This is a genomic window from Stenotrophomonas sp. TWI1183 (genome assembly GCF_039673115.1).
In the GTDB taxonomy this organism is placed as follows: domain Bacteria; phylum Pseudomonadota; class Gammaproteobacteria; order Xanthomonadales; family Xanthomonadaceae; genus Stenotrophomonas; species Stenotrophomonas maltophilia_AA.
Genome location: NZ_JBDJKZ010000002.1, coordinates 210,810 through 223,986, shown reverse-complemented (window position 1 = coordinate 223,986; position 13,177 = coordinate 210,810). Strand labels below are relative to the sequence as shown.

8 protein-coding genes are annotated in these 13,177 nt (G+C 68.5%); 4 read left to right on the top strand and 4 right to left on the bottom strand.

All coding sequences use genetic code 11. The annotated features are described in order from the left end of the window. Positions 1-328 precede the first annotated feature (328 nt). Positions 329-2,890, top strand: coding sequence for a methyl-accepting chemotaxis protein (locus tag ABE434_RS03385; RefSeq protein WP_346477825.1), 2,562 nt, complete (start codon positions 329-331; stop codon positions 2,888-2,890). A 73-nt stretch (positions 2,891-2,963) separates the two neighbouring features. Then, positions 2,964-5,603 carry an excinuclease ABC subunit UvrA gene (locus tag ABE434_RS03380; protein ID WP_346477824.1) on the top strand — a complete coding sequence of 880 codons (2,640 nt, stop codon included), beginning with the start codon at positions 2,964-2,966 and terminating at the stop codon, positions 5,601-5,603. Between the two features lie 58 nt (positions 5,604-5,661). Here ABE434_RS03380 and ABE434_RS03375 read toward each other — a convergent pair whose 3' ends face one another. The 4 genes from ABE434_RS03375 to ABE434_RS03360 all read right to left on the bottom strand — a co-directional run bounded on the left by ABE434_RS03375 (position 5,662) and on the right by ABE434_RS03360 (position 10,774). Continuing rightward, positions 5,662-6,222 carry a TlpA disulfide reductase family protein gene (locus tag ABE434_RS03375; protein ID WP_346477823.1) on the bottom strand — a complete coding sequence of 187 codons (561 nt, stop codon included), beginning with the start codon at positions 6,220-6,222 and terminating at the stop codon, positions 5,662-5,664. Beyond that, positions 6,219-8,579, bottom strand: a complete 2,361-nt coding sequence (locus ABE434_RS03370) for a protein-disulfide reductase DsbD domain-containing protein (protein ID WP_346477822.1) — start codon at positions 8,577-8,579, stop codon at positions 6,219-6,221. Before ABE434_RS03370 ends, ABE434_RS03375 begins: the two co-directional genes overlap by 4 nt. Next, positions 8,579-8,917 (bottom strand): divalent-cation tolerance protein CutA, encoded by a 339-nt coding sequence (cutA, locus tag ABE434_RS03365; protein WP_176988038.1) that lies wholly within the window; start codon positions 8,915-8,917, stop codon positions 8,579-8,581. Before cutA ends, ABE434_RS03370 begins: the two co-directional genes overlap by 1 nt. Before the next feature lie 72 nt (positions 8,918-8,989). After that, complete coding sequence (locus ABE434_RS03360) at positions 8,990-10,774, bottom strand: endonuclease (RefSeq protein WP_346477821.1); 1,785 nt, start codon at positions 10,772-10,774, stop codon at positions 8,990-8,992. Between the two features lie 293 nt (positions 10,775-11,067). On the opposite strand from ABE434_RS03360, the gene ABE434_RS03355 reads away from it, so the two are divergent. Next, on the top strand, positions 11,068-11,355 hold the full coding sequence (locus ABE434_RS03355) for a co-chaperone GroES (RefSeq protein ID WP_019183551.1): 288 nt from the start codon (positions 11,068-11,070) through the stop codon (positions 11,353-11,355). A 99-nt stretch (positions 11,356-11,454) separates the two neighbouring features. Then, the gene (gene groL / locus ABE434_RS03350) at positions 11,455-13,104 is read left to right on the top strand and encodes a chaperonin GroEL (RefSeq protein ID WP_176988040.1); all 1,650 of its coding nucleotides are present in this window, start codon (positions 11,455-11,457) and stop codon (positions 13,102-13,104) included. Positions 13,105-13,177 lie beyond the last annotated feature (73 nt).

The following is a 13,177-nucleotide window of genomic DNA, read 5'->3' as shown; positions in this document are numbered from 1 at the left end:
AGCGTCGTGATCAACCTGATGTGCGGTAGAGGGCACACCCGGTCCTGCAGCGGCCCCGGCCGCGATCCCAGTGCTAGTTCAACGCAATCGCCGTGAAGGTGTTGTCCCTTCGTTCACTGTCGCGCGTTCATGCGTCGCGTACCGCCGCGCGCCCCGCCAAGGTCGCCAGCCGTAGTACCGCGCTTGTCGCCTGATCGTCATCACGTCGTCGCCTGGTCCCCTTACAACGGGGAGCCTCCGGGGAGGGCCGGGGGCGCGCATCGAGATCGGCGCTAAAGTTCACCGCGCGCCCGCCGATACCGATGCGTCCTTCCGCCTGGAGTACGTGATGTCGGCCGTCCCCCGCCGCCTGTCGTTGTTCGTCACCCGCCTGGGTGACCGCTATCGAGTCCGCTTGTCCCCCCTGCGCCGGCTTGCCGCCCTCGGCCGTCTCAGCGTTGCACGGAAACTGACGGCCAGTCTGCTGATCTGCTGCCTGGGCTTGTTGGCGGTAGCGATGGCGTACGGCTGGACGCGCCATGATACCGAGCGCGCGGCCGAGGCGTTCGCCGCGCACCAGCAGGAGGCGGCGCTGTCCGCGACGCTGGCCACCGAGATCGCCGATGCACGGCGGCTGCAGACCCGCTATGCCGCCACCTTCGATGACGCCGACCGGGAGGCGTTGCAGACGGCGCAGCAGCGCCTGCAGGCGACCCTGACCCAGCTGCAGCGCGATCCCCACGACGCCGGCAGCGCTGATGCGCTGCGCGAGGTGTCCGCCCGCGCCGGTGACTTCGCGGAAGGCATCGCGGCCCTCAACACCCGTGCGGACGAAATGGGGCGCGGCGACGCCGGCCTGCGCGCGCAACTTGAGGCAGCGGCTGCATCGCTGGAAGCCAGCGTGGAGGCAAGCGCGCGTCCCGTGCTGATCGCACAGCTGCAGAAGATGCGCCGCGAGGAGAGCCTGCTGCTGCTCACCGGGGAGTCGGCGCATACCGATCGCGCCAGCGAGCAGAAGCTGCCGTTCGATCTGTCCTTGGCCGACGCGCGCCTGGGCGTAGAAGCGCAGGACACGTTGCGGACACAGATGGATGCCTACCAGGGCGCGCTGCTGGCCTACACCGCCGCCCGTATCGGGCTGGATGTGGAGGCGCAGTCACTGGCCGAGACCGCCGCCCAGATCGGCCCCGGTCTGCAGGCGCTGCAGCAGGCACAGACGCAGGCCCTGGCGGCGGCGCGCGAGCGGCAGGCCGCGCGTGCCAGCACCATGGGCATCGTGTTCGCGCTGACCCTGCTGCTGGTGGCGGTGGTGTTGATCGCAACACTGCTGCTGGTGCTGGGCGCGGTTCGTCGGCCGATCGCCGATACGCTGCGCTTCGCCGAGGACATCGCCGAGGATCGTCTCGACACCGTGCTGACCATCCACAATCCGCACGACGAGATCGGCCAGCTCGCTACGCGCCTGCGCCACATGCAGCAGCGCCTGCGCGAGCGGATCGAGGCCGAGCGCGCCGTGGCGCGCGACAACACCCGCGCCCGCCAGGCGCTGGACAGTGCGCAGACCGGGGTGATGGTGCTCGATGGCGAAGGGCGGATCGGCTTCCTCAACCAGGCGTTGCTCACCGAACTGCAACGGGTGCAGGAGGACTGGAGCGGCCAACCCGCTGCCGCCCTGCATCCGGTTTTCGCCACCTTGCTGCCCACGCTGCAGCGCGGCCAGCGTGCCAGCCGGGAGATCGAGCACGCGGGGATCCGCTACCAGCTGGTGATCACCCCGATCGTGGAGCACGACCACCTGCTCGGTGCCGCCGTGGAGTGGCGCAGCCGCGCGCTGGAAACCACGGTGGAGAATGAAGTGGCCGCGCTGGTCGATGCGGCCGCCCGCGGCGATCTGCATGGGCGGATCGCAGTGGAGGGCAAACAGGGTTTCGTGAAGACCCTGGCGCTGAGCATCAATCACCTGCTCGATACCTTCCAGAGCAACCTGTCCGGCGTGCAGGGCCTGCTCTCGGCGCTGGCGCAGGGGGATCTGCGCGTGCGCATGCAGGGCGACTTCCACGGCGTGTTCGCGCGGTTGCGCGACGATGCCAATGCGACGGTCATCCAGCTCACCGACATCGTCGCGCGCATCCAGCAGGCGTCGCTGGCGATCAACGCCGCTTCCGGTGAGATCGTCACGGGCAACCATGATCTGTCCGACCGCACCGAGCGCCAGGCGGCACACCTGGAAGAGACCGCCTCCTCGATGGAAGAACTCTCCGCCACCGTGCGGCAGAACGCGGACTCGGCGCAGCAGGCGAACCTGCTGGCGATCCGCGCCGCCGAGGTCGCAGCCCGCGGCGGTGAATCGGTCGCGCAGGTGGTGACCACCATGGCCGACATCGCGCTGTCCTCGCGCCGGATCGGAGAGATCACCGGGGTCATTGACGGGATCGCGTTCCAGACCAACATCCTGGCCCTGAACGCCGCCGTGGAAGCGGCGCGCGCGGGCGAGCAGGGGCGCAGCTTCGCGGTGGTCGCCAGCGAAGTGCGCCTGCTCGCACAACGCAGCGCCGATGCCGCACGCCAGATCAAGCAACTGATCGACGCGTCGGTCGAGAAGGTCGACGCCGGCACCCGGCAGGTCGACAGCGCGGGCGCGACCATGGGCGAGATCGTCGGCAGCGTGCAGCGGGTCACCTCGATCATGGCCCGTATTTCAGCGGCGTCGCAGCAGCAGACGGTGGGCATCGAGCAGGTGAGCCGGACCCTGCTGCAGATGGACGGCAGCACCCAGCAGAATGCCGCGCTGGTCGAAGAGGCCTCCGCCTCGGCCCGCGCGCTGGAACGGCAGGCGACCGTGCTGGGCGACGCCGTCGATGCGTTCATGGTGAGCCCGGCGCCAGGGGCGCGCATGTCGGCGGTAGCCTGACCGTCGCGTCGACGCGGTGCTCACCGGTCTTCACCGTCGGTGAGCCAGTGCTGTGGTTCGCTATTCTTCACCTATGAAGACATCCACGCGCACGCGCCGCCCGTCGCCCAGCACTGCCCCGGATGCCTTCGTGCGGGTCCGGGGCGCACGCGAACACAACCTCAAGAACGTGGATGTCGACATTCCACGCGATGCGCTGGTGGTGTTCTCCGGCATTTCCGGTTCGGGGAAATCCTCGTTGGCCTTCGGCACGCTCTACGCCGAGGCGCAGCGGCGTTACCTGGAATCCTTGTCGCCCTATGCCCGCCGGTTGATCGACCAGGTCGGCGTGCCGGATGTGGATGCCATCGAAGGCCTGCCGCCGGCCGTGGCCCTGCAGCAGCAGCGCGGCACCGCCAGCGTGCGCTCCAGCGTCGGCAGCGTCACCACCCTGTCCAGCCTGCTGCGGATGCTGTACTCGCGTGCCGGTACCTATCCGGCACGGCAGCCCATGTTGTACGCCGAGGATTTCTCGCCGAATACGCCGCAGGGGGCGTGCCCGAACTGTCATGGCCTGGGCTACGTCTATGAAGTCACCGAACAGTCGATGGTGCCCGATCCGTCGCTGAGCATCCGCGAACGCGCCATCGCCGCATGGCCGCCGGCGTGGCACGGGCAGAACCAGCGCGACATCCTGGTCACGCTCGGCTACGACGTGGATGTCCCCTGGCGCGATCTGCCCAAGAAGCAGCGCGACTGGATCCTGTTCACCGAGGAACAACCGGTGGTGCCGGTCTACGCCGGCTTTAGCCCGGCCGAAACCCGCGCTGCCCTCCGCCGCAAGGAAGAGCCCAGTTACATGGGCACCTTCAGCGGGGCGCGCCGCTACGTGCTGCATACGTTTGCGACCACGCAGAGCGCGATGATGAAAAAACGCGTGGCGCGCTACATGATCGGCGCGCAGTGCCCGGTCTGCGATGGCCGTCGACTGAAGCGCGAGGCATTGTCGGTGACGTTCGCCGGCATGGACATCGGCACCCTGTCACAGCTGCCGCTGAGCGCCATGGCGCAGGCACTGCGGCCAGCCGCCGAAGGCCACTTCGACGCGCCCAAGGCCACGGCCACGCGCAGCCGAAGCGCCGGCCGCGTTGCCACCGCCAGGCGCGTGGCGGCCGGCGGCAACGCGCATGCCGGCGGCAGCGACGTACGCCGCACGCCGGATCTGTCTGAGGAGAAACGCATCGCCGCCCAGCGCATCGCGCATGATCTGGTCGAGCGGATCGGCACGCTGCAGTCGCTCGGCCTGGGTTATCTGTCGATGGATCGCGCCACTCCAACGTTGTCGCCGGGCGAGCTGCAGCGCCTGCGCCTGGCCACGCAGATCCGCTCCAGCCTGTTCGGCGTGGTGTACGTGCTGGATGAGCCGACTGCCGGCCTGCATCCGGCCGACGGCGAGGCCCTGTACGACGCACTGGCGCAGCTCAAGGCCGGCGGCAATACCTTGTTCGTGGTCGAGCATGATCTGGAGATGCTGCGCCGCGCGGACTGGCTGGTGGACGTCGGCCCGGGCGCAGGCCAGCACGGCGGCCAGGTGCTCTACAGCGGCCCCCCCGAAGGCCTGCGCGCCATCAAGGCCTCGGTGACCGCGCCGTATCTGTTCGAGGACGATCACGGACCACGCCGCACGCCGCGGGCGCCGTCCGGTTGGCTGGGCCTGCAGGGCATTCATCGCAACAATCTGCATGGCGTGGACGCGCGCTTTCCGCTGGGCGCGTTCACGGCGGTGACCGGCGTGTCCGGCTCGGGCAAGTCCAGCCTGGTCAGCCAGGCGTTGGTCGAGCTGGTCGGCGAACACCTGGGGCAGGAGCCGGTGATCGAGGAAAACGACAGCGAACTGCCGCAGCCCAGCCGCATCGAACGTACCCGCGGCCGGTTGAACGGCGCCAAGGCGATCAAGCGCCTGGTCAACGTCGACCAGAAGCCGATCGGGCGCACGCCGCGCTCCAACCTCGCCACCTATACGGGCCTGTTCGATCATGTGCGCAAGCTGTTCGCCGGCACGCGCGCGGCCAAGGCGCGCCGCTACAGCGTGGGTCGTTTCTCGTTCAACGTCGCCGCCGGGCGCTGCGAGACCTGCGAGGGCGAAGGCTTCGTCCATGTCGAGCTGCTGTTCATGCCCAGCGTCTACGCGCCATGCCCCACCTGTCATGGCCAGCGCTACAACGCCAAGACGCTGGAGGTGCAGTGGCACGGCCGCAACATCGCGCAGGTGCTGGCGATGACGGTGGAGGAGGCGTTGGCCTTCTTCGCCGACGAGCCGCCGGTGCAGCGCCCGCTGCAGCTGCTGCGGGATATCGGCCTCGGCTATCTGCGCCTGGGCCAGCCGGCGACGGAACTGTCCGGTGGCGAGGCGCAGCGCATCAAACTGGCCACCGAGCTGCAGCGCAGCCAGCACGGCAACAGCCTGTATGTGCTGGACGAGCCGACCACCGGCCTGCATCCGGCCGACGTGGACAAGTTGATGACGCAGCTGCACGGGCTGGTCGATGCGGGCAACACGGTCGTGGTGGTCGAGCATGACCTGCGCGTGGTCGCCGACGCGGACTGGGTGATCGATGTGGGACCGGGTGCGGGCGAAGAGGGCGGCCGGATCGTGGCCGAAGGCATCCCCGCGCAGGTCAGCCGTGCCGGGCAGGGCGCGACCGCGCGCTATCTGCGTCGCTGGTTCGGGTAAGCCGGCCGACAGCACAGAAACGTGCACGCGGGGACTGTGGATCGTCCCCGCGCTGCCGTCAGTGCCTCGCCCAGGCCTCGATCTCACCGGCCGCGAACGGCCCCAGCTTCTGTTTCACGATCCGTCCCTGCGCATCGACCAGCACCGAGTACGGCAGCAGGCCCTGCGCGTTGCCCAGCCGCACGCTGGCATCGGCCGGCCCGGGCGTCTCGAGCACGATCGGGTAGGTGACCGGAATGCGGGTCAGGAAATCGCGCACGCCCTCGGGCGTATCCAGCGCCAGCCCGAGCACCTGCACCCCGCCGGCGCCCTGGCCGGCGGCAAACGCGGTCAGCGCGGGCATTTCTTCCACGCACGGGCCGCACCAGCTGGCCCAGACGTTGATCAGCAGCGGTCGCCCGCGGAAGCGGGCCAGATCCACCGGTTGGCCGTGGAGATCGGGCAGGGTGACCGCCGGCAGTGGGTCGCCGGGCCGGGCCGGGGCCACCACCGGGCGCGGCGATGGCGGGGCGGAGGCCGGACCGGTCTCCTGTCCCGAGAACCACACGCCGGCGCCGATACCGAGCACGGCGGCGATCACGACCACCACGACCATCCGGCGTGGTGGCCGCGTCCTCATCGCGCGGTCCGCAGCAGGGCTTCTTCCACCAGCGCCTGGGTCAGCACGGTCGGCAGCACGGTCGGCGGTGCGCCGGGGCCGTAGACCACGTACAGCGGCACGCCGACGGCCTTGTGTTCATCCAGGAACGCGGTGATCTGCGGGTCGACATTGGTGTAGTCGCCGCGCATGTAGACCGCGTTGGTCCGGCGCAGGGTGTCGCGGAAGGCGTTGGTGCCGAGCACGGCGCGTTCGTTGGCCTTGCAGGTCACGCACCAGTCGGCGGTCATGTTGACGAACACCACGCGGTTGTCCTGGCGCAGGCGATCAAGCATCTGCGGCGAGTACTCGACCACGTTGTCGCTGGCCGGTTGTGCGGCCTTGGCCGGTGGATCCAGGCGGGTCACGCCCCAGATCGGATACAGCGCGCCGAGGATCAGCAGCGTGGCCAGCAGGCCGGCCACGCGCTGGCTGCGCCAGCGGCTGCGCTCGAACCACCACAGCGCCAGCGACAGGATCACCAGGCCGCCCAGCACCAGCGCCATCGCATCCACGCCGCGCTGCTTGCCCAGCACCCACAGCAGCCAGATCGCGGTGCCGTACATCGGGAAGGCCAGCACCAGCTTGAGGGTCTCCATCCACGCGCCCGGCCGCGGCAGGCGACGGGCCAGCGAGGGCACGAAGCCGATCAGTAGGAACGGCAGCGCCAGGCCCAGACCGAGTGCCAGGAACACCAGCATCGCCTGCAGGCCCGGGGCGGCGAAGGCATACGCCAGCGCCGGGCCCATGAACGGGGCCACGCACGGGCTGGCGACCACGCAGGCGAGCACGCCGGTGAAGAAATCACCCACCGGGCCGCTGCGCGAGGCCAGCGACTGGCCGACACCGCCCATGCTGCCGCCCAGGGTGAACACACCCGACAGGCTCAGGCCAACGGCGAACATCAGGTAGACCAGCGCGGCGATGAACCACGGGTGCTGCAGCTGGAAGCCCCAGCCTGCGGCCTGGCCAGCCGCACGCAGCGCGATCACCAGCGCGCCGATGGCAGCGAAGGCGACCAGCACGCCGGCGGTGTACCAGAGCGCATGGCTGCGCGCACGCTGGCGGCTCTCGCCGCTCTGCGCCACGCCCAGCACCTTCAGCGACAGGATCGGCAGCACGCACGGCATCAGGTTGAGGATCAGGCCACCGGCCACGGCGAACAGCAGCAGCACCAGCAGGTTGCCCGGCGCGGCCGCCGGGGCGACCGGCGGCGGCGTGCGCTGCGCGTTGTCCGCGCTCGCATCGGGCGTGGCGGCGGTGTCGCCCGGCACGGCCAGGGCAGGTTCGTTCGGCCGGATCAGCATCGGCTGGCTGCCGGCGTCGCCGCGGGCCGGGGCACGCTTGTCACGCGTGGGCAGCGGTGCGATGACCTCGGTCTTCTGCGCGACCTCATCGGCCTTGGCGTTGATCGTGCCTGCCGGGAGCGCCAGCTTTACCCGGCGCGTCATCGGCGGGTAGCAGATGCCGTCGGTCTGGCAGCCCTGGAAGGTGATCACCAGGGTGGCATCGGTGGCACCGGCGGTGCTGCGGCGCAGGGGCAGCGGCACGTCGATCTGGTCGAAATACACCGCCACATCGCCGAAGTGCTCATCGCGATGGGATTGGGCGGCCGGCCACTTCGGCTTGTCCGCGCGGATGCCCGGGGCGCCTTCCAGCGCCAGCGAGGTGCGGTCGCGATACAGGTAGTAACCCGGCGCGGGGGTGAAGCGCAGCAGCACGGTATTGCCATCGCCGACGATCGCATCGAAGCCGAACGCACGCTCGGATGGCAGCGGCAATGCCTGGGCGTTGCTGGTGCCCGGCAGGCGCAGCCCGGTGCCGGTGTTGCCGGCCAGCGGGTTGTTGAACGGGGAGGCGGCAGCGCCGGCGGCGACCGGCGTGGTGCTGGTCGCGGCGCTGCCACCGGCCGGCAGCTTCACCTGCAGCGTGCGCTTCTGCGGCGGGTAGCACACGCCCGCATCGGCGCAGCCCTGGTAGCGCACTTCCAGCGTGACGGTGTCGGTGCCGTCGGCGGCCTTGCCCGGCAGCACGCCGGTCAGGCGTTCGCGGTAGGTCTCCACCTCGCCGAAGAAATCATCGTGGTGCTTCTTGCCGGCGGGCAGCTGCAGCGCCTCGGCATCGAAGCCGGCAGCGGCCTTGACCGTGGTGCGATGGCGATACAGGTAATAGCCCGGGGCGATCTTCCAGCTGATCTCCACCCGGTCGCGATCACGCGCCTGTGCGGTGAGCCCGAAGGCCTCATCGACCGGGAGCAGGTCCTTTTCGCTGACCGCCCAGGCCGGCAGGGAGAGCACGAGCAACGCGCACAGCGCGGCAACACGACGAAACAGCGTCATCAATCACTTTCCTCACGGGTCTGGGCCCGAATCCAATCCAGGTACGCCGGCAGGCCGGCGCGGGTTTCGACCGCGATGCACTCAGGGAGTTCATACGGGTGCAGGGCCTGCACGCGCGCGATCGCGGCCTCCAGGCGGCTGCCGGTGGTCTTGATCAACAGTTGGACCTCATGGTCCTCGGTGACCTCGCCCTGCCAGCGGTAGGTCGAGTGCGCCCCGTCCAGGCGCGTGACGCAGGCCGCCAGGCGTTCGTCCACCAGCGCATGTGCCAGCCGCGTGGCGCAGGCCACGTCGGGGCAGGTGGTGAACAGCAGGAAGACGGGATCGGCGATCGACATGACCGCCGAGTATAGGACCGTGCGAGGCCAATGGTCCGACCGGCGCCGCGAGGGGGCGCCGGTCGGCCGGGCTCAGTTGGCCAGCTGGCAGGTGGCCGGCTGGGCCGAGGTGAACAGCGCCGGAGTGGCCCACTCCGGGTGGTCGATGAACGGATTGCGGTTGCCCTGGAAACTGAAGATGACCTCGTTGCGGGTGCGTTCTGCCGCGTCCGGCGGGTCGGACAGGTGCCAGTCGATCAGGGTCGAGAGCAGGCCCATGTAGGCCGGCGAGGCCGAGGTCTTGACGATCCGGCTGCGGTCGTCGGTCAGCTCCAGGTCCGGCTCGGACTGCCCGGTTTTGGCATCTTTACCGCCTTCATAACGGATCGCCATGTACATCACCGCACGCGCCATATCGCCCTTGCGGTGGCCCCACACTTCGAACGAGCCGCCATTGCCATCCGGCGTGCGCACCCAGTTGGACGTGCCGGGGTAGCCGCCGCTGCCGCCGCCGAATCCGTTGTTGGCTTCGGTCGCGCGTTCACCGCAGTTGCTGTCGCATTTGGCAAAGGGCTTGTTGCCGCGGTCCGCATTCCACTGCGCATCGGTCAGATACAGCATGTGGGTGTCGGTATAGGGCGCGTAGGGCAGGCCCTTGTCGCCGGTGGTGCTGGCAAAGCCCAGCGAGTTCGGCCAGGTGTGCTCGCGGTTGTAGGTCAGCCCGCTGCCGGTGCCCGCACGGCCGCTGACCTTGGTGTAGCTGCGGTTGCGGTAGGCATCGAGGATGTTGCCGCTGTTGTTGGGATCTTCGTCGGCGATCTCCAGGATGGTCCAGGTGCTGGTGCCCGAGCCGCTGTACGGATAGGCGGTGTGGCCCTTGATGGTTTCGTGCAGCGAGCAGCGCAGCTGGCTCGGGGTGGAGGTGTTGACCCTGGCGTAGTACTCCCCGGGCGTGCCGGGATTGCCCGGATCGGGCGTGGTGGCGGTGGCCACGGTGAAGGCGATGCGCGTATCGGCGGCCGGGCGCGCGCCCTGGGCATCCTTCACGCGGGTGGCGCGGATGTCGAAGCGGCAGGCTTCACCCGCCACCAGCGCCGTGTTGGTGGCCAGGGTGAAGCGGGTGCCGGTGGTCGGGTGGCTCAGCGCCACGGTGCCGGACTGGCCGCAGCTCAGCGCGAAGGCGCCGCTGGACAGCGTGACCGGCTCACTGAAGGTGACGCTGAGGTCGGCGGCGGCGGGGAAGGTGCTGGCGCCCTGCTCGGGGGTGGTGGCGGTGACCGAGGGCGCCGTGTTCGGGCCGGTCGGGCCGCCGCCGCTGAAGGTCTGCCCGTGGTTGCAGCCGCCGAAGGTCTGCGCGGCCGAGGCGGTCCAGGTGAAATGCGCGTACTGGCTGCCGGCACCGGTCAGCTGCAGGGAGGTCCCCGGCGCGGTGCCGTTGGTCTCGCTGACCGGGATGTTCTGGCTGGTCAGGCCCGCAGCGGGCCCCCCGGCGGCGGTGATGGTGCCCTCGTAGCTGAGGAACTGGACCACCCTGCCACTGGCATCGACCAGGGCGATGCCGTCGTTGGGACCGTTCTGGATCCCGTTGGTCGGGTAGCTGACCGTGGCCAGCCGCGCGCTGCCGCAGCTGGCGGTGCCGGCCGGGACTGCGTTCTCGGCGTAGACCGCGGCGGCCGCAGGGTTGCTGCCGTTGTAGAGGTAGAGCCGGTAGCCGGACAGGTCTTCACCGGCCGTGGCGACCACCTCGATCGCCTCGCCGACGTCCCCGGCGGGGGTGCTGTCGTCGTAATGCAGTTCATTGATGAATACATCGGCCCGGGCCGGGCTGGTGGCCAGCGCCAGCAGGCAGGCCAGGGATAGCGGCGTCAGCAACCTCATCTACGGCTCCTTGTGATTGGTCAGTGCCGCTCGAATCTACGCAATCCAGATGACACATCGATTGGACTGTCGTGTTCGACCTTTCGCATTGAGAACTGCGTCAAACATTCACATCCAGGGGCGGCCCGGCAAAAAAATCCGACCGGCTGCCCTTGAAAGGGGAGGGGCCAGCACCATCTCTGCTCTGTCCCGCACCGTCGGGTTTTTTCGTGAGCGTGGCTGGCAGTCGCCCTGTGCGAGTGCTAACATCGCCAGACTTTCCTAGACCAATCAACAACTTAAAAGGGTCTCACATGAGCATCAAGCCGCTTCATGACCGCGTCGTAGTCAAGCCGATCGAAGCCGACGAAATCTCGTCCGGCGGCATCGTGATTCCGGATTCCGCCAAGGAAAAGTCGACCAAGGGTGAAGTCGTGGCCGTCGGCCCGGGCAAGCCCCTGGACAACGGCAGCGTGCGCGCGCCGTCGCTGAAGGTCGGTGACAAGGTCATCTACGGCCAGTACGCCGGCAGCAGCTACAAGTCCGAAGGCGTCGAGTTCAAGGTCCTGCGCGAAGACGACATCCTCGCCATCGTCGGCTGAGTGGGCGTCGCCGGGCCTGGCCTGGCGCTGCCGGATGTTGCTTCGTTCCGTCATTCATGACGCCGGGCATGGCCCGGCTCTACATAAAAGGTAATCGCAATGGCTGCCAAAGATATTCGTTTCGGTGAAGATGCCCGCGCCCGCATGGTGCGCGGCGTCAACGTTCTCGCCAATGCCGTCAAGGCCACCCTGGGCCCGAAGGGCCGCAACGTCGTGCTCGAAAAGAGCTTCGGCGCGCCGACCATCACCAAGGACGGCGTCTCCGTCGCCAAGGAAATCGAACTGGCTGACAAGTTCGAGAACATGGGCGCGCAGATGGTGAAGGAAGTCGCGTCGCGCACCAACGATGACGCCGGCGACGGCACCACCACCGCCACCGTGCTGGCCCAGGCCCTGATCCGCGAAGGCGCCAAGGCCGTCGCGGCCGGCATGAACCCGATGGACCTCAAGCGCGGTATCGACAAGGCCGTGATCGCCGCCGTCGCCGAGCTGAAGAACATCTCCAAGCCGACCGCTGACGACAAGGCGATCGCCCAGGTCGGCACGATCTCGGCCAACTCGGACGAGTCGATCGGCAACATCATCGCCGAAGCGATGCGCCGCGTGACCAAGGAAGGCGTCATCACCGTTGAAGAAGGCTCGGGCCTGGACAACGAGCTGGACGTCGTCGAAGGCATGCAGTTCGACCGTGGCTACCTGTCCCCGTACTTCATCAACAACCAGCAGTCGCAGACCGCTGACCTGGACGATCCGTACGTGCTGCTGCACGACAAGAAGATCTCCAACGTGCGCGACCTGCTGCCCGTGCTGGAAGGCGTCGCCAAGGCCGGCAAGCCGCTGCTGATCATCGCCGAAGACATCGAAGGCGAAGCGCTGGCGACCCTGGTGGTCAACACCATCCGTGGCATCGTGAAGGTCGTGGCCGTCAAGGCTCCGGGCTTCGGCGATCGTCGCAAGGCGATGCTGGAAGACATGGCCGTGCTGACCGGCGGCACCGTGATCTCCGAGGAAATCGGTCTGTCGCTGGAAAAGGCGACGATCAAGGACCTGGGCCGCGCCAAGAAGGTGCAGGTCTCCAAGGAAAACACCACGATCATCGATGGCGCCGGCGAGAAGGCCAACATCGAAGCGCGTGTCACCCAGATCAAGACCCAGATCGAAGACACCTCGTCGGATTACGACCGCGAGAAGCTGCAGGAACGCGTGGCCAAGCTGGCCGGCGGCGTTGCCGTGATCAAGGTCGGCGCCTCGACCGAAATCGAAATGAAGGAAAAGAAGGATCGCGTCGACGACGCCCTGCACGCTACCCGTGCAGCCGTTGAAGAAGGCGTGGTCCCGGGCGGCGGCGTTGCGCTGGTCCGTGCGGTCACCGCGCTGAGCGGCCTGAAGGGTGCCAACGAAGACCAGAACCACGGCATCCAGATCGCCCTGCGCGCGATGGAAGCCCCGCTGCGCGAAATCGTGGCCAACGCTGGCGAAGAGCCGTCCGTGATCGTCAACAAGGTCAAGGAAGGCACCGGCAGCTTCGGCTACAACGCGGCCACCGGCGAATTCGGCGACATGCTGGAATTCGGCATCCTGGACCCGACCAAGGTGACCCGTTCGGCGCTGCAGAACGCTGCCTCGATCGCTGGCCTGATGATCACCACCGAAGCCATGGTTGCCGACGCCCCGAAGAAGGATGACGGCGCTGGCGCAGCTGGCGGCGGCATGGGCGGCATGGGTGGCATGGGCGGCATGGACTTCTGATGCAGAGGCCGGCCTTCGGTCGGCACGCATCGAAGCGGTAGGTGCCGCAAGTAACGGCGAATGCCGTTGCTAA

What these genes read in the sequence shown, in the direction of transcription:
- ABE434_RS03385 (WP_346477825.1), top strand. Translation starts at nt 329, where the DNA reads ATGTCGGCCGTCCCCCGCCGCCTGTCGTTGTTCGTCACCCGCCTGGGT.
- ABE434_RS03380 (WP_346477824.1), top strand. Translation starts at nt 2,964, where the DNA reads ATGAAGACATCCACGCGCACGCGCCGCCCGTCGCCCAGCACTGCCCCG.
- ABE434_RS03375 (WP_346477823.1), bottom strand. Translation starts at nt 6,222, where the DNA reads ATGAGGACGCGGCCACCACGCCGGATGGTCGTGGTGGTCGTGATCGCC.
- ABE434_RS03370 (WP_346477822.1), bottom strand. Translation starts at nt 8,579, where the DNA reads ATGACGCTGTTTCGTCGTGTTGCCGCGCTGTGCGCGTTGCTCGTGCTC.
- cutA (WP_176988038.1), bottom strand. Translation starts at nt 8,917, where the DNA reads ATGTCGATCGCCGATCCCGTCTTCCTGCTGTTCACCACCTGCCCCGAC.
- ABE434_RS03360 (WP_346477821.1), bottom strand. Translation starts at nt 10,774, where the DNA reads ATGAGGTTGCTGACGCCGCTATCCCTGGCCTGCCTGCTGGCGCTGGCC.
- ABE434_RS03355 (WP_019183551.1), top strand. Translation starts at nt 11,068, where the DNA reads ATGAGCATCAAGCCGCTTCATGACCGCGTCGTAGTCAAGCCGATCGAA.
- groL (WP_176988040.1), top strand. Translation starts at nt 11,455, where the DNA reads ATGGCTGCCAAAGATATTCGTTTCGGTGAAGATGCCCGCGCCCGCATG.